The sequence below is a fragment of the Paenibacillus sp. Soil724D2 genome (assembly GCF_001427935.1).
Lineage (GTDB): Bacteria > Bacillota > Bacilli > Paenibacillales > NBRC-103111 > Paenibacillus_E.
The window spans coordinates 63,634-81,179 of record NZ_LMRY01000009.1; the positions used below are offsets into that span (position 1 = coordinate 63,634).

A 17,546-nucleotide genomic window follows, 5' to 3' on the forward strand; every position below is an offset into this window, starting at 1 on the left:
CCTGTTTACTCTTTCAGACCAGAAGTGGACATGGTTTGGATGATGTTGCTTTGCGTCACGATAAACACGGTAATCGGCACGGCCATCATAAGCAGGGTAACGGCTGACACCGGTCCGGTCCGCACCAATCCACCGCTTGCTATTTGCCCGAACACGTAATCAACGGTCTTCAACTGCTCGCTGTAAATATATTTATGGCTCGTCACGGAACCATTCGTCCACAAATTTTGCAGCGAAAAAATGACGAGCGTCAGCCACGCAGGCTTAACGATCGGCATGACGATCTGCCAAAAAATCCGGTATTCGCTGGCACCATCAATTTTCGCTGCTTCCAGAAGAGAGTCTGGGACTTGCTCCATAAACTGTTTCATCAGATACAAGCCGAGTGTCATGCCGAAGGACGGCAGGATGATCGCCCAATAGGTATTAATGAGATGAAGCCAAGAAATGGTCATGTAGTTTGGTACCTGTGTAACATAAGCCGTAAACATAAGCGACATAACGACCAGATTGAACAGGATGTTCCTGCCTGGGAATCTGATTTTGGCCAGCGGATAAGCAGCGGCGGATGCGATGATGACATGCCCCACTGTGCCGACAATGGCAATTAAGAATGTATTGAACACGTAACGCGAGAATGGCACCCATGAATCGGAAAAAATGTTCGCCAAATCTGTAAAGTTTTTGAATGTCGGATTTCGCACTAATAGCTTGGGTGGAAACACGAATATTTCATCGATCGGTTTAAACGCATTGCTAATGGTAAAAATCAGCGGCAGTGCCATAAAGAAGGCTATGCCGCCAAGCAGCAGGAACAGTAAAATATCAACCGCCCAAGAACGGTTCAAACGCTTTGGCATCTTTAATGTCAGCTTCATCCCGGTCATTCACCCACTTTTCCTAGCAGCTTACGCGTCAAGAGGTTTGTTGCAAACATGATGGTAAACAAGACGGTCGCGATCGCCGAGGCGTACCCCATCTCGAAACGGATCGAACCATAGTCGACTAAGTGGGTCACAATCGTATGTGCTGCGTAATCAACACTCGGGAAGCCAATCATGTAGATAGAAATTTCAGCCATGGAGAAAGCGAGCGTGATTTGAATAACCGCGCCGAACAGCAGCTGTGGCCGCATGGCCGGCAGTGTAATAAACCATAGCTCCTGCCAACGGTTACGCACGCCATCGATGGCACCGGCTTCATACAGCGTGCGATCTACATTTTGCAGACCAGCGATAAAGGCTAGAAAGGATGTTCCTAAACTGAGCCACAGCTGTACAAGGATCAGAATCGCAAGAACGAATCTTGGATCCTGCAGCCACTGGATCGGCTCCAGAATCATCCCCCATTTGATCAGAAATGAATTGGCATATCCGTATGAATCGCTGGCAAATAAAGTCTGCCAGATCAAGTACGTATTACCTGAAATCGAAGGTGCATACAGGATAAGCGTGAGCACAGCGCGCAGCTTAGGCCGCAGCTCATTGATCAGCCAAGCGAACAGGAAGCAAGCCATGTAGCTGATCGGTCCTGTAATTAACGCAAACAGGAGCGTATTTTTGAGTGCGATCAAAAAGATGTCATCCTGTACGAACAGTCTGGCGAAATTTTGCCAACCAACCCATTTAGGCGGTTCAAGCATATTGTAGCTTGTGAAGCTTAAACAGACGGACATTAATACGGGAAATACCGTAAATGTAAGGAAAATAAGAAAATATGGCGCTATTAACATATAGGCATGCTTATGTTTTTTGACATCACTGCCCAGTCGGCCGATTTTACCTCGGAACGCCGAGTTGGATTTCATCACGGTTGTTCCAGTATCACGTGGCAAGCTAGGGTTCACTGCAGGCTGTTGTTTCATGGCGCCCCCTCATTTCTCGTAGGGAAGATTAAACTCTTTCCGTTTTAAAGCTATTTCGTCGTTGATATAACGAACGTAATAATCCATCGTTTCGCGTGCATCGTCGCCTTGTACGACGACTCTACGAAATGCGTTATCAATGTTGCGTCCCGTCAAATAACCGCCTGGGACCTCGGGTATCCCTTTCACCCACTTCATTTGCTCCTTCAATCTGTCGAAATCTCTGGAAGGCCAAGGCAGAGCGGCTAAAGCTTCCATGTTGGCCGTCGGATACCTAGCCGAAGATCCCATGCGAATTTCCATTTGACGTCCAAACGCGATTTGGGTCTCCTTGCTGGTCCACCATTCCATAAACTTCCACGCCGCATCTTTGTTTTTCGTGCGTTTGAACATGACTACGCCCGATCCCCCGCTACCGACATCGCGACGAAGGGATCCATCCGGCTTTTTCGTACCAGGAACGGGTGCAAACTCCCACAATCCTTTAATTTCCGGGGCAAAGACAGACAACTTGTTGTACATTGTGTAGTCGGCGATGCCAATTGGCATTTCGCCTGTACGGAAACGGTTAGCGAAGTCCGCTGCGATCGGAATTTTATAATTCACGTAAAAATCGGTCCACTGTTTGAACTCCTTGATCGCTGTTTCCGAATCAAGACCGCTGGAGGTTCCATCTTTTTTATAAAACTGTCCATCATGCTGGTATAAAAACATGGCTAAAGCCGGATTCGGCGGAAGCGTAATGATATCCCTGGTTTCCAAGTCATTACCGAAGGTGTTGAGCGGTTTTTGCGGAAGTCCGAACTGCAAGTTATGCTTCTGCAGGGTAGGCAGTAAATCGTATACGTCCTCCCACGTTTGCGGAGGCTTCATCTTCAGTTCATCTTCCAATATATCTTTCCGATAGAAGAGAACTGGGAAGGTTTGCGTTTCCGGCAGCGCGTAATAGCTTCCTGAAAACTCATACGGAACCATCGAACTCTCGCTAAAGCGTGATTTCACGCTGTTGAAATCTGGAAACACCGAGAGATCCTGCATCGCGTTGCGGCTTGCATAATTGACAGGCAAATCGTTGGGAGCTTGCAGCGCTACGTCCGGCCCTTTACCTGCTACCGTAGAAGGCAGCAAAATGTCTGCTGATACCAACTTCAAATTAATTTTTATTCCTGTCTTTGGTGTAAAGGATTCGTCAATCAATTTCTTGATGGTCTGCGCTTGGTCACGTGCTGAGGTTACCCATACTGAAACCGAATCGGCTCCTTCTTTCGTATTCGATAACTGATCGTAATTTTCAAAGAAGGAAGCAAAGAACGCTGCTGAGCTGCTTTTGAATTTCTGCCACGCTGTGGCTTCCGGATTCGGCAGCTTGGCTTGCGGAGAGCTTAGCGTCAAGTAATCAACGGCTAGTGGTTGTTCATTCACCGAAAGCAGCCACGCCCCGAGTCCTCCTACATTGGTTTTGAACTGATCAATCCGGGATGGCACTGTATCCGGTCGGTCTGCCATATCACTGAGCTGGTAAGCCAGCGTATTCAACATCGCGGTCCGCTCGTCGTTCTTTCCATTCTGTCCTTGAATCAATTTCGTAATTTTATAGAGCAGGTCGCTTTGTTTGCGAAACTCCCCAGCCATCTCGGGAATTCTTTGCTCGAGCTGATAGTCCCGGAACGAATCGGGCACCGTCCCCGTAAAGCTAATAATCTTACGATACAGCGCATTTAAGTCCAAAATGCTCGTTTCCACCGCATTCAGAATCGGGGCCAAATCCCCCAATGTTACTTCGAGCCGGACTTTGTGTTTGCCCTTCGTGAAATAAAACAAGTACGGATGTTCAGCATCTTGGCCAATCACCGTCGTCTGCCATTCGCTATTGAAAGGAAAGCCGACATGCTGAAGCTCCTGAAAGGGCATTTTACCGTCGATGTACATCGTTCGAAGCGAAGCCATCCCGCGCAAATAGTTTTGGTGATTTTTCACTGCTATTTGATACAATCCGTCGCCTGGCACATCCACTTCCCATTCGATCCATTGGCCAGGAAGCCGCCATGCCCACCCGCCCATTGCATTATTCCGCAATTTAGATACGTGATACGGCTCTACCGCGGGACTGGAACGATCATTATAAGGTAAAAGTGTTGGAGAAGATTTATATAAGGCGCGTTCGCCTTGAACTTGCAGAATCACATCTTTCGCAAGCTGGTAACCTTTTTGCGTATATGTGCTCGCCAGCGTATCATACGAAGGCGTAGTTGCCGAGTTTGTAAGATGAAGTGAATGAATAATGAGCGGTTCTCTTACCGAAGTAAACATGATGGAGTGCTTGCCTTTTGAAAAATAAAACAGATAAGGATCCTCATTAAATCCAGTCGCATCCTTTAATAACGATGCCTGCCACATCGGCTCTTCCACTTGCGATGGAACCAACTCGTTGCCCTGCTCGTCACGCTCGAACTCATTTTTATCGTTTTTCCATATACGTTGAAACGTTATGCTTTTGGCCTCGGCAAAAGGGACCGAACCATCAATGCGCAATTCTCTTTCAATATCCGACTCTTTCCCGCTTACCGTGTAGTATTGGATGCCAATGTTGTACATGCCTTCTTGCTCGACTGTAAACTGCCATTCAATGGATCCCGTATCCGAAGTCAGAACGGACTTCCCGTTTTCCCCTTGATAATTGTCTAAAACAGAGACGTTCATGCCTTGGGTCGAGCTGAATTGTTCTGTAGGAATGACGGCTTCAGCGCTCGGGCGCGCCGATTGTTTGTACTTGGCCAAATATTCCGCATAGCTGCCTTTTTTATATGTATCTGCCAAAACCGATAGCGCTGATCTGCTTATTGGTCGCTCTTCCGCTGAAGCAATTTGGCGGGAACCGCCGCCGAGACACTGATACGGTACGAACCCGGTTGCAAAAAACAAAACGAATATGAGGAACACTTTGGCGTATGCTCGGCGCATGGGTTTTCCCCCTTTTCTTAACTTTGCCCCTAATCCCTGCTAGCATGGAATTAGGGGCATGGCATTATGCATGTTTATTTGCTATCCTCGAGCAGTTTACTGATTTTCGCTTCAAATTGAGGCTTCACTTTGTCTACCGCCGTTGCCGGAGATACTTTACCTTCTGTGATGTCCTTCACAATACCTTCGAACAATTTTTCTCCGTCAGGAATCCCATAGTACGAAATGTAATTAATGTTATTACTCATTTGCTTACGAGTATCCATGGACTCTTTGTTCGGGTAGGACTGCTGCCAAGATTGCTCGGAAAGCTTTCTGCCTTCTTCGTTCAAGCTGATTTCGTCCATAATATGTAGAGCAACTTCCGCATTCTTCGAGTACTTAGAAACCATCCACATGTTGCCGAATGGCGTATAGGACACATACTTGTCGGCCTTCGGACCTTTCGGGAAGAAAACGTAACCTAGTTCTTGGCCCTTCATATTATCCTTCAAACCACCGAGTTCCCAGCTGAAGCCCGCGTACATGACACCTTTACCCGCTACGAACTCTTTGCTTGCATCTTCTGGAATCGGCTGTTCGATTGATTTGTCCACGTTGAACAAATCAGACGCGTATTGCAGCGCTTGGATGGAGTTTTCACTGTTCAAAGAAAACTTGATAGCTCCGCTTGCATCTTTATCCACGGCCCCTTTGTTCGTGTAAACCAATTGCTCCGTGAAAGCTTTCACTTTGCCATAAGCTCCTGTAATGCCCCATACGTCTGTTTTACCGTCACCATTCGTGTCCTGTGTCGCTTTTTTGGAGAACTCGCGGAATTTCTCCCAAGTCCATTGACCTTTTTGCTGCAGTTCATACGGATCTTCCAAACCAAGCTTCTGCACTAACGTTTTATTATAGAAGATACCGTATGGGGACGGAGAGGAATCAACCAAGCCATATTGATGGCCATTGTAACTGCCGCCTACCCTCATCCAATCGATATATTTCGGATCGGATGCTTTGATCCATTGATCGATCGGCTGAACAAATCCCTTGTTCACAAGCTGTGGGAATGACCAGAATAATTCCAATCGCACGATATCCGCGAACGGCTGTCCAGAAAGCGAAGTGGTCGTGAAATTCTCCACGTATTTGTCGTAATCCCCAAATTTAACAAACTCGATTTTACAGTTGTATTTCTTCTCAGCAGCTTCAATTAATTTGATCTGTGCTTCTTCTGCTGGGCCTTTCTCTTTCACTGTTCTTGGGTCGGCTCCGTCATACCAGGCACCAATTTTAATGCTTTGACCTTTCAAATCGACTTTCTTTTCATCCGGCTTCGCACTTTGCGGCGCCGCTGTTGATTGTGTCGTTGGCTGTGGTGTCGGCGATGTCTTGCTAGCTGTACCCTGTGAACAACCAACTACACCCGCGACCATCGTAAGAGCAACTGGAATTGCAAGTAATTTAAACGCTTTCATTCGAACCCCTCACTATCCTTTGGATTTGAGAAAAATTGAAACGCTTACAAAACGATCTCTTTACAAGAACAAGTTGAATCCCATTGTGAACATCCGAGTTTATGAGTTATGTATGCCAACTAAAATCGTTCGACAGATGTTTAATTCTCCTAATTCAGGAGAATCGACACAATTAGATATATCTTTAACCTCGTTCTTTAATAAGATTATAGCGAAATGACCTATCTTTGTAAATAGTTAATATATCTTTTGTTAAAATGCATAGCTTTAGTTATACTCAATTTGTCCCGTGCACAATAAAGGGCTTATGTTTTCCTTAGTTGAGCGTATTTATAAAGGTTGAAGCAATTCAAGTTACACCTAAGACGTATATGGAAACATTTGTTTGCTCATCCGTATAACGCAAGGTGCGCCAAAGTAACGTAAGCCTACTTGTCCATGTAATCTTGTATTTCGTACAACTTTTTGCTAGTTAATCCACGTTTTCCACGCGATTGTTGCAAAAAATACAACAATTCCAGCCGAAAGTAGCTCATTAGCCTCTGAAATCGCTAAATTGTTGTACGAAATACAACAATCCTCAGCTTGCCCAGAAGAAATCAAGGAAGTTGTTGTACGAAATACAACATTGCGAATCCTGGGCGCGTTTGCCTTGCTATTTCCCTATTCCCCTATTCCCCCAACAAATACAAACATAAAACCCTGGACCATATTCACTTACCGAATGATTATGCATATCCACAATCTCACTTACGCTTTATGATGCTCCCGAAGCGCTTAGATCTCACTTACGCTCCATGGTGCTCCCGACGCTTGGATGATAGCCGTCCGGGTTTGAGCATGCTTGCCTTAGGCTGCAAAAATCCGAAGCTAACTTTCCTAAATAAGGCAAGCTTCGCCACCATACCCACTAGCCTCGTAAAATCGGGCTGTAAATATAAAACCTTCCCGAAGGTAGGCATGACACCTGGGAAGGTTCGTTGTTTATAGTTGTACGGCTGGTAAATCGGTCGTGTACGGATTCGGGCGTGGCCCCGTGGATTCGCGTTCAACCCATCGTACCGGCGTCTTAATTTTGTATTGTTCGGTATCGGCGTTCTCAATCCTCCGAATGATGATTTCCGCCGCTTGTCGCCCAATCGAGTAATAATCTTGGCCGACCGAAGATAATGGAACTTCGACATGCCTGGCTATTTCATGGTCGTCAAAGCCTGCTATGGATAGCTGTTCGGGAACGCCAATCCCCATTTCCAAAGCGCTTTTGAGCAGTTCGACAGCAAGATGATCATGCTCAACCTGAAGAGCGGTAACCTTCATATGCCTCAATTTCGAAATCAACGATTTGTAAAATGCTTTCGCGTTTGCCCCATTCAACTCACGATAGAAATCAGTCAGCACGAGATCCGAATCGATTGACATCTTATGGTCTTTTAATGCTTTGCAATAACCTAAATACCTATCCCTAACAGAACTACGGTATTCAATGCTGACGCTGGAAACAAAAGCGATCCGTTCGTGCCCGAGTTCAATCAATCTTTTGGCAGTCATATAACCACCTTCAAAGTTATCGGATACGACACTACTGATAGGCAAGCTATCGAAATATTGATCGATCGTTACAATCGGATAATCGTTCCAATAAAGTGCATTGATCACATCGATGTTGCTGATCGTGCTAATTGGATACACGATGATACCGCTCAGGCCGCTTTTCGGCACCTTGGCCAGTATCTCTTTTTCTTTTTCTTTTTTCCAGTTGCTATTGTGTATGCTCAAATAATAGCCTTTGGAGTCCAAGTAATCGTGGGCTCCTTTGATATAGTCAAGCTCACTTGTAGCCATATAAGGCAAAATCATTGCGATGATGGGGTGTGTTGCGTTTGGAATAGCCGTATCAACGGCATCTTCCGGATATTTTACGTAGCTTCCGCTGCCGCGTTTGCGGTAGATCATGCCTTCCCGCTCCAACTCGATCAGGGCGCGTTTGGATGTAATCCGGCTGACGCCGTACTGCATCGCAAGCTCAACTTCGGTCGGAAGCTGCTGCTCAGGCACATACTCCCCAGATCTAATCTTCTCTTTCAAATCGCTCAAAATTTTCATATAAAGCGGTTTACTATCCAATTCCAACACATCACTTCCAGTTGTCCATGCATCTCGTAGACTATTTGATATAAAAATATATACCAACATTGTAAATTAAATATACCAAATTATCAAGCATGCTTATTGGGCCCAAACCTATTCTTCATCCAACTGCCTTACAACTTGCAGCGCCTCTTTACCGATCCCCAACTTATAACCTGCGGACAGATACCGGATACGGCATTCACGATCCAACACAAATACAAGCGGAAGATTGGATTGAAGCTCCGATTGGATACCAGTCAGCACGGATTGCAGGCCTTTGCTGGAGACGTCTTTTGCAAAATCTGTTTTGGCAGGTAAGCCATCATAAGCGTTCGGCTGAAACGCAGCAGTCACTTTATCATCCTCAACTACCAGGCAAATAGAGCCGCCCCAATCATCATACTCCTTAGAAAGCTCTCGGAGTTCCCGGATCAAATGCTTCGTAGGTTCCCGATCCGGATCAATCCAAGCCATGAGTAGACCACGATGTTCAGCCAATTCGCCTAGCGCACTTCTTTTACCATTGAAAAATGAGAAAGACAAATCTGGATCAACCAATCCCCATACAGGCGCTTGAACGGATTCCTTGGTAAAAGCCGGAATAATTTCCGTTGTTCTATCTGGCAATACAGTAAACATCGTGAATTGCACCCTAGCTGTCCCATCTGGCAATCGCGTACCTGTCGTTAACCGGTAACTGCCGGGCTTCACAACAAGCGGCTCCTCATAGAAGTCCTTTTTGCCAGCTGTGAATAGAAGCGTCTTGTACTGGCCATTTTCAAAGCGTGCTAAAGAAAAGTTACGGAAATATTCCAAGTCATTATCGGCTGCAGCATTTGCAATGAACCTGATGCTCCCTATTTCCTTGTTATCTGACAAGTCCGTCCGTAATTGGTCGCCATGCTGTAAAAATACAACGTCCTTCCACGACTCACCAACCCGAAATTGGGGACTTCGTTCACTCGGTTCAAGACGCGCAGGGATCCCTAAGCTTCGTGCCAACGCTACGAAAAGAATATCGCGACTCAAACGGTCGCCTTTTTGCAATCGAAAGCTCCCTATAGGTGTTGCCATTCCCTGATAATAATTCAAATCTTCCACAATCTCAAAGTGCTCCGAGAGCCAACCGACCAACTTGACTGGATCGTCCCGAAAACTTCGTTGCTCCGAATCTGTGAATTGTTCCAGAAAGAATTTCCTGTAAGGCCTTATCATTTCAAAATGAACTCTTGGACAAAGGATGTAACGCATAAACGTTTCTTCATCAAACTTTTCTTTAAACACAACCGACTGGGCAAGATGGTCTGCAAGCGTTGACCCGATGGTATCCGTCAAATCTTTAACGTTCAAACTCTCTAGCAGCTTCAAAGTCCATTCGCCGTATCTCAGCGTATATTCTTGTAAAAAAGCAGCGATTTCGTGACTGTTACCACGCGCCATCTCCAATATGTCCCTGACCCTGCTTGCGGGCAAAGACAACTTTTTCGCCAATTCCTCTGCCTGAAGGGTATCCACGAAGGAAGCTTCATATTTTTTCCTGATGCTCGCACCCTCATGAATACGACGGTTGTTCTCTTGTTTTTCGGCTTCGGTGATAGCGTCTTCCGCTCTATCCGGCAGTTCCTGCGGGGGAGCCATATCGAAGACGCTGATCCCATTCTGCGGCAGTTTATCGGACAATAGAATGTCGAACACATCGGCATCCTTCACACTAATCTTTTTCGTCCCCCAAAGATTTCCCGAGACTGAATGAATCAACAAATCACCAAGACCTGCGGTTAATAAAGCTTCCCCTCCCTCGTCTGCTGGTATAGTAGCAATAGGAGAAAAGTCAGCATAGTTGTACACTTGGAAAATGACAGTGGCCCCAGGCACCGGGTTTCCCTTTTCGTCTTTGACCCTGATCGTAATCTTTTTGGTTGGGGCGTAAGGGCTCAATAAATTGATTTCTGAGTACCAAGGATGTGCTAATGTAAGCTCCTCTGGACCTGGATAGTTGGCTGCAACGCGAGTATTGACGAGCATAGCTCGCTTCGCCGGCCCCCGAAACCACCCCTCATTCAGTCGAGGCTCCGGCTCGCACGCACCAAGGAAATACCATTTTCCGTCGGCCCACGCTTCCACCCAAGCATGATTGGAATCGCAATGCGCCCATCGCGGTGTATAACACTGGCGGGCAGGAATACACAAACTCCTTAGTGCTGCCACCAATAGAGTCGACTGTTCTCCGCACCTTCCCAGCGTATTGCGGACCATCGTCAGCGGGGAAACCGTCCGCGGGTCGCATCCGACATAGGTCGCTTTCTCATGGCACCAGTGATTGATTTCCAATATGGCCTGTTCCATCGAAAGGTTCTTGACCCGATCAACTAATTGTCCGAAGAACCATCCCCTGCTGTCCTCAATGTTTTCATTATTTACTCGGTATGGAAGCACAAAATGCAGAAACTCGTGATCGGGCACACGTCTTCCCCATTGCACATCTTCACGGATTTCAAGCGTAGTCCGTACATGGCTTAAAAAGAGACATCCCTCATAATCCGCCAAATCATTCAGCGGCATGTATGCATATAAAAATTTAAGAGCCCACGCTTCTTCTTCATTCATAGGCTTCTCAAAAATGTCAAAAAGCTCCTTCTCCCTCGTTTGCGCCACTTCTCGTTTGAACCGCATTTTTTCTTCGATTCTCGTGATCGTAGTGCTGTCTAACGAAAAAACATTCGTCATTGTTGTGCCCACTCCCTTAGTCATTTTATAAGTGCCACATCCATAATGATATATCTTTTGAAATATATATTACAATATAGTATATCTAATTTAAATATATTTTTTTATAACTCAAGCAGAAGTTTATTTGGTAACTTCCGCTGAGATCTGTGTCACTGCTAGCTCAGACGTGGTTATTGGCGGGGAGTGGCAGCAAAGTAGATATATCTGGATGCCTGATAATACGAAAAGACTACTTCCGTTGGGGTTGTGAGTGTTGACCACACCATGCGGCGACTCAGCATGCTCCTAGGATTCGTGCGCGTGCTCTTGACCATCACTATTCGGCGAGACAAAGAGTGCTCAGTACTCTTGCGAGCTGCACCCAAGACGCATTCTCTTGCTTATCCGTGTAATGCTGTATTTCCGTTTTCGTACAACAATAGGCGAGCTAATCTGCGTTTTCCACGCGATTGTTGTAAAAAGTACAACAATTCCAGCCAAAAGTAGCTCTATGGCACGGAAATAGGCTAAATTGTTGTACAGCATACAACATCTCGAGCTTATCAAGAAAAAAGCAAGGAAATTGTTGTACTAAGTACAACTTCACGAATCCTGGGCTCGATTGACTGGCTAATTCTCCATTTTTTCAAAAAACCAACAAACACAAGCTAGGAAACGAAACACTTAGATCAAAAACATTAGAAAATTAAACTCCAGAAAACAAGCATCAGAAAAGGTTAGTTAGCCATCTACCGAATCTATCGCTTATTCATTTATCCAATTCTCACTCAACTCAGCAAAATCCATAACTCACCACGCATGCCAAATAGGTGTAAGCTTCGCCTCTCAACTTAACCCAACATCATTTAACAGAACAAAATCACATTACTTATCCACAACTTTATGCACATCTTATCCACAGACTGCGAAATCATAATTTCTTATACAACCAAGGATAAACGACTCCGTCGTCCTTCTGGGACGAGCGCGTTTGTCAAAATAAAACTTATAATTTCTTATCAACAAAAAAAGCCGCCTCCCGCAAAGGGAAGCAGCCTAATAAGCTGCAAATATATTAATCACAAACCGTTGGAGCCGCAGTGGATTGCCTAACAATCAGCTCGGGACGCATCACAACTCGTTGCTTTGTCTTCGTTTCTTTCTTCAATTCCTGAATCAACAAATCGACGACCATCTTCCCCATCGGCTCGATTGGTTGTGCGACAGTCGTAAGCGGCGGATCTGTTACTGAAGCCAGAATCGTGTTATCGAAACCGATCACGGACAGCTCCTCTGGCACACGCAAACCAAGCTGCTTAGCGGCCTGAAGCGCACCAATTGCGAGCAAATCATTACAACAAAACAGCGCGGTCGGCCGATCAGAGCCTGATTGTCCCAACAGTTCAAGCGCTTCACGCTTTCCATCTGCTACAACGTAGTGGCAATTGCGTACGCTGTTTTCCGGCAGCTGGGCCCCCGCTTCTTCCAGCTTGCTCTTGAAGCCTCGCACCCTTTCGCGGCTGCTGCTTACTTTCGAGTGCTCAGCCAAGATGGCCATGCGCCGATGACCCAAATCCAGTAGATGCGTTGCTGCCAACGCACCTCCTACAAAGTCATCAACTACGACCGTATGAACGTCGATATCAGGCATTTCCCTTGCGATCATAGCAATGGGGATCGCTCTCTCCATCAATGGAGTCAGCATGTCTTTATTGTCCATCCCCGTACCAATGATCATGGCATCCACACTTTTTTGCTGGAGTAAATTCAGATACCGTTCCACCCGTTCATCTTTATTATCGCTGCTGCAAATGACCAGGCTATAGCCCATATGATGGCCTTGGTCCTCTACAGCTCGAGCAATTTCCGCAAAAAAGGGATTGGAAATATCGGGCACAAGCAGACCTAATGTATAGGTCTTTTTACCAGTCAGCGCTGACGCGATAACGCTAGGCTGATAATTGAGCCGCTCCATTATTTTTATGATTTCACCGCGCCGTTCTTCGCTTATTTTTCCTTTGCCGTTCATGACCTGCGAGACCGCCGCAATGGACACACCGGCCTCTCTAGCCACATCATAGATGGTTGCCTTCATCCTACTACCCCATTTTTCTTGAAGGATACTTTTTTTCTTCCATTATGAAGGGGCTGACGGGAACTTGCAAACCAGCTTACGCTTCGCGCGGCTTCGTCATGATCCAGGCATGTTCCGGATCATTATGAAACTTCCATGTTCGAGTAGGTCCCGCCATAACATTCAGGTAATACACATCATAGCCTGGAGGCGCCGAAACAGGGTGATAGCCACGCGGAACGAGCACGGTTTCCCCATTCTTAACAATTAGCGTCTCATCAAGCGATCGGTCGTCCGTGTACACACGTTGAACCGCAAAGCCATGGCCAGGATCGACGCGATAATAATACGTTTCTTCCAGAAACGATTCGTCTGGAAGCGCATCGCGATCATGCTTATGGGGCGGATAGCTCGACCAGTGCCCATTCGGTGTGAAGACTTCAACTACAAGCAAGCTATCCGCTGGTTCCTGCTCTGGCAAAATGTTATGGATTTGGCGCTCTATATTGCCATAACCACGCGTTTCTCCCCCTACCTGATCAGGTGCAATCAGACGTGCTTTATGGTTACCAGCACCAGGAGCAGAGCAAATAGCAAGCTCCACTGCAGTCAGCGCGGTAACCTCATAGCTATCATCATTAGGTACATAGACGGAATATGGCGGTATTTTCTCAAATACGCTCATCCGCTGCCCAATATTTGTCCACTCTGCTTGCTTGGTAGCCACATCGGCTTTCCCGCTAAGCAGGACAAGACAAACTTCCAGCCCTGCTGTCTCACGGCTCAAGGATTGCCCCTCCGCAAGCTGTACAACTTCGAAACCAACATACTTCCATCCTGCTGACTCCGGAGTCACTGTTAAAAGGCTGCCTTCCTCATTCGGGGAGGAGGCAGGCGTTACAATCAGTTTAGACCTGTTCATGTTAACGTCTCCCTCCCTTATTGAGATACCGAGGTCTGTTTAAGCAAATCTAACGCCTCGCTTACTTTCACCGGTCGGCCCAAACGGGAAGACAGCTTAGCAGCCAAAGCGATCCGCTCCGCCTGCATACCGTCATAGCCACTCACTGGTACAGGCTTATCATTTAACAGACAATCGATGAAAATCTGTGTTTCTTCCATATAAGCAGCTTGATAGCGTTCCAGGAAGAAATGCAGTGGCTTTTCGCTAACAATAGCATCAGCCGTACTAATTACAGCCGTATTAGGATGATCGTTGGCAACAGCTACACTTCCTTTGGAGCCAAACACTTCAACCCGTTGGTCATAACCGTATACAGCTTGACGACTGTTATCGATAACACCGAGAGCACCATTCTGGAACTTCAGCGTTACGATTGCGGTGTCGACATCGCCATGCTCGGCGAAAACTGGGTTAATGAGCACATGGCCCTGCGCATAAACTTCCTCAACCTCGCTTCCCGCTACAAAGCGAGCCATGTCGAAGTCATGGATCATCATATCCATGAAAATGCCGCCCGACACCTTGATGTAATCAGCGTGTGGTGGATTTGGATCACGGGACGTGATTTTCACGATATGCGGATCGCCAATTGTTCCTCCTTGAACAACCTCGCGAACTCGCTTGAAGTTATGGTCAAATCTGCGATTGAAGCCGATTTGCAGCTTCACACCAGCCTGATTAACCGCAGCAATTGCCACTTCAGTTTGGGTAATATCCATGCTGATTGGTTTTTCGCAGAAAATATGTTTACCTGCTAGTGCCGCCAATTGAATGAGCGGGACATGCGTATCCGTGGATGAGCAAATAAAGATGGCGTCGATGTCTGGGTTATCAATAAGCACATGGCTATCCTTTGTAACCGTCTGAATCTGACGTGAAGCAGCCCATGCCTCTAACTCAGGACCGGCAAACAAATCGCTCACCGCAATGATTTCAACCCCAGGTATTCGCAGCAAATTGTCTGCGTGGATTTTACCAATTCTTCCGGCACCAATAATACCGATTCTAATTTTATTCATCATGCGTTCCCTCCCGCTTTGCCTGTTGAACCGAATAATTGAATTTTGGCTCTAACGGAGGCGATGATCGCTTCCCGTGCCGGCACTAAATAGTTCCTTGGATCGTATGCTTCCGGATGCTCATTCAAGAACGAACGGATAGCGGCTGTACAAGCAATTTGATTATCTGTATTCACATTGATTTTGGCCGTACCGCAAGCGATCGCTTGACGGATCTCTTCATCTGGCAGACCGCTTCCGCCATGAAGCACAAGCGGCAGTCCAGTCAGCGTTCTAATTTCCGCCATTCGATCGAAACCGAGCTTTGGCTGTCCCCGATAAGGACCGTGAACCGATCCAAGGGCAGGAGCTAAACAATCGATCCCCGTCTCCCTCACTAAACGAACGCAGTCCTCGGCAACAGCGTACATGCCTTCGGCTTCGTCTACGACTAAGTCATCCTCGCGTCCGGTAATCCGGCCCAGCTCCGACTCCACCGATACACCCAGCACATGCGCGGCTTGTGTCACCTGACGAGTGACCTCGATATTATCCTCCAGCGAATGATGAGATGCATCGATCATGACAGAAGTAAATCCGGCATGGATCGCACGAATACATAGGTCATAGCTGGTTCCGTGGTCGAGATGAAGAGCTACTGGGACTGTTACCCCATAGTGCTCAATTAGTGATTTCACCATTCCTACAATACAGGGCAGTCCGCCCATATAAGGGATATAAGCTTCACTAACACCTAGTATGACAGGCGCTTGTTCCTGTTGAGCAGCCTGTAAGATTGCTTGTGTAAATTCTAGGTTATTCAAATTAAACTGCCCGACCGCATATTTTCCTGCCAAAGCCTGCTGCAGCATCTCTTTCATTGAAACGAGCGTCATGAAGTTCACCTCTCCTGTCGATAAGGTCTAACCCGCTGTTACCAGCGAGCAGTGACCATTTTCTTCCGCGTATAGAACTCCACGCCGTCTGTCCCATTTGCATGCAAATCGCCGTAGAACGATTTTTTCCAGCCAGAGAAAGGGAAGAAAGCCATCGGTGCGGGAACGCCTAGGTTAATGCCGAGCATACCAGCATCGATATTTTCACGGAATTGGCGTACATTGCTGCCATCCTTTGTAAAGAGGCATGCGCCATTGGCAAAATCAGAACGATTGGAAAGCTCGATCGCTTCCTCAAGAGTAGCCACTCTAATGACGGAGAGAACAGGTGCAAAAATCTCGTCTTCCCAAATTTTCATGCCACACTCAACTTGGTCAAAGATCGTAGGTCCCACGAAATAACCTTGCCCCTCAGAAGCAGCGTCCTTACGGCCGTCACGGACCAGAAGCGCTCCTTCGGTTTCGCCGATTTCGATGTATTTTAACGTTCTTTCTTTATGCTGACCGCGGATGACAGGCCCTAAGAAAATACCTTCTTCTAGTCCATTACCAATCGTAATCCGATCAGCAGCTTCAAGCAGCTTGCTTACAAGCGTATCGCCAACTTCTCCAACCGCCACCACGACGGAACAAGCCATACAGCGCTCGCCTGCAGAACCGAAGGCTGCATTGACGATTTCTTTCACAGCAATGTTCAAATCGGCATCTGGCATAACGATCGAGTGGTTTTTAGCGCCTGCGAGTGCTTGAACGCGTTTCCCATTCGCAGAAGCAGTTTTGTAAATATATTCGGCAACGGGCTGGGAGCCAACGAACGAAATAGCTTTAACTTCTTTGTGTTCAAGAAGGCCATTGACCACGTCATGTGCACCATGAACGATATTGAGCACGCCAGCTGGTAAGCCCGCTTCATGGAACAACTCAGCCAAGCGGTTTGCAAGATGAGGTGTGCGTTCAGATGGCTTCAGCACGAAGGTATTACCGCAGGCAATCGCAAGCGGGAACATCCAGCAAGGCACCATCATTGGGAAGTTAAATGGTGTAATACCACCGATAACACCAATCGGATAACGGTACATACCGGATTCAATATTGGACGCGATATCTGGAAGCTGTTTTCCCATCATCAAAGATGGAGCACCAGCGGCGAATTCTACACACTCGATGCCGCGAAGCACTTCTCCGTAAGCTTCGTTGTAGCTTTTTCCGTTTTCTTGTGTAACGATTCGCGCCAGCTCTTCCCAATGCTCCACCAGAAGCTGTTGGTATTTGAATAATACGCGAGCCCTACGTGGTACAGGTGTGCGGCTCCAAGTTTGGAAAGCTTCTTGTGCCGTACGAACCGCATGATCCACATCTGCTTTCGTAGAAATTGGAATATGTGCAAGAATCTCTTCTGTTGCAGGGTTATATACCGGTTCTGTTTGTGTGGATGTTGAAGCGATCCATTCGCCGCCAATCCAGTTTTTCAATGTTGTTGTCATATG

The 17,546-nt window shown here is 46.8% G+C and carries 11 protein-coding genes; all 11 read right to left on the reverse strand.

The features are described from left to right. Positions 1 to 5: 5 nt before the first annotated feature. Entirely contained in the window at positions 6 to 878 is an 873-nt protein-coding gene (locus ASG85_RS11150) for a carbohydrate ABC transporter permease (RefSeq protein ID WP_057304328.1), read from the reverse strand. Positions 879 to 883: 5 nt separating this feature from the next. Further along, positions 884 to 1,807 carry a carbohydrate ABC transporter permease gene (locus tag ASG85_RS11155; protein WP_060646327.1) on the reverse strand — a complete coding sequence of 308 codons (924 nt, stop codon included), beginning with the start codon at positions 1,805 to 1,807 and terminating at the stop codon, positions 884 to 886. A 66-nt stretch (positions 1,808 to 1,873) separates the two neighbouring features. After that, on the reverse strand, positions 1,874 to 4,825 hold the full coding sequence (locus ASG85_RS11160; RefSeq protein WP_082588051.1) for an extracellular solute-binding protein: 2,952 nt from the start codon (positions 4,823 to 4,825) through the stop codon (positions 1,874 to 1,876). Between the two features lie 74 nt (positions 4,826 to 4,899). Continuing rightward, the gene (locus ASG85_RS11165; RefSeq protein ID WP_060646254.1) at positions 4,900 to 6,288 is read right to left on the reverse strand and encodes an ABC transporter substrate-binding protein; all 1,389 of its coding nucleotides are present in this window, start codon (positions 6,286 to 6,288) and stop codon (positions 4,900 to 4,902) included. A 984-nt stretch (positions 6,289 to 7,272) separates the two neighbouring features. Beyond that, a complete protein-coding gene (locus ASG85_RS11170) occupies positions 7,273 to 8,421 on the reverse strand; it encodes a GntR family transcriptional regulator (RefSeq protein WP_235549185.1) in 1,149 nt (382 codons plus the stop codon). 108 nt (positions 8,422 to 8,529) lie between these two features. Continuing rightward, a complete protein-coding gene (locus ASG85_RS11175) occupies positions 8,530 to 11,145 on the reverse strand; it encodes a transglutaminase domain-containing protein (RefSeq protein ID WP_082588052.1) in 2,616 nt (871 codons plus the stop codon). A gap of 1,057 nt (positions 11,146 to 12,202) precedes the next feature. Further along, a complete protein-coding gene (locus ASG85_RS11180) occupies positions 12,203 to 13,222 on the reverse strand; it encodes a LacI family DNA-binding transcriptional regulator (RefSeq protein WP_060646256.1) in 1,020 nt (339 codons plus the stop codon). A gap of 76 nt (positions 13,223 to 13,298) precedes the next feature. Continuing rightward, positions 13,299 to 14,123 carry a 5-deoxy-glucuronate isomerase gene (iolB, locus tag ASG85_RS11185; protein WP_060646257.1) on the reverse strand — a complete coding sequence of 275 codons (825 nt, stop codon included), beginning with the start codon at positions 14,121 to 14,123 and terminating at the stop codon, positions 13,299 to 13,301. Between the two features lie 17 nt (positions 14,124 to 14,140). After that, complete coding sequence (gene iolG / locus ASG85_RS11190) at positions 14,141 to 15,184, reverse strand: inositol 2-dehydrogenase (protein WP_060646329.1); 1,044 nt, start codon at positions 15,182 to 15,184, stop codon at positions 14,141 to 14,143. Beyond that, a complete protein-coding gene (gene fba / locus ASG85_RS11195; protein ID WP_057302539.1) occupies positions 15,184 to 16,059 on the reverse strand; it encodes a class II fructose-1,6-bisphosphate aldolase in 876 nt (291 codons plus the stop codon). The genes iolG and fba overlap by 1 nt, the downstream gene beginning before the upstream one ends. Positions 16,060 to 16,097: 38 nt before the next feature. Then, complete coding sequence (locus ASG85_RS11200; RefSeq protein ID WP_057302540.1) at positions 16,098 to 17,543, reverse strand: CoA-acylating methylmalonate-semialdehyde dehydrogenase; 1,446 nt, start codon at positions 17,541 to 17,543, stop codon at positions 16,098 to 16,100. Positions 17,544 to 17,546: the final 3 nt, after the last annotated feature.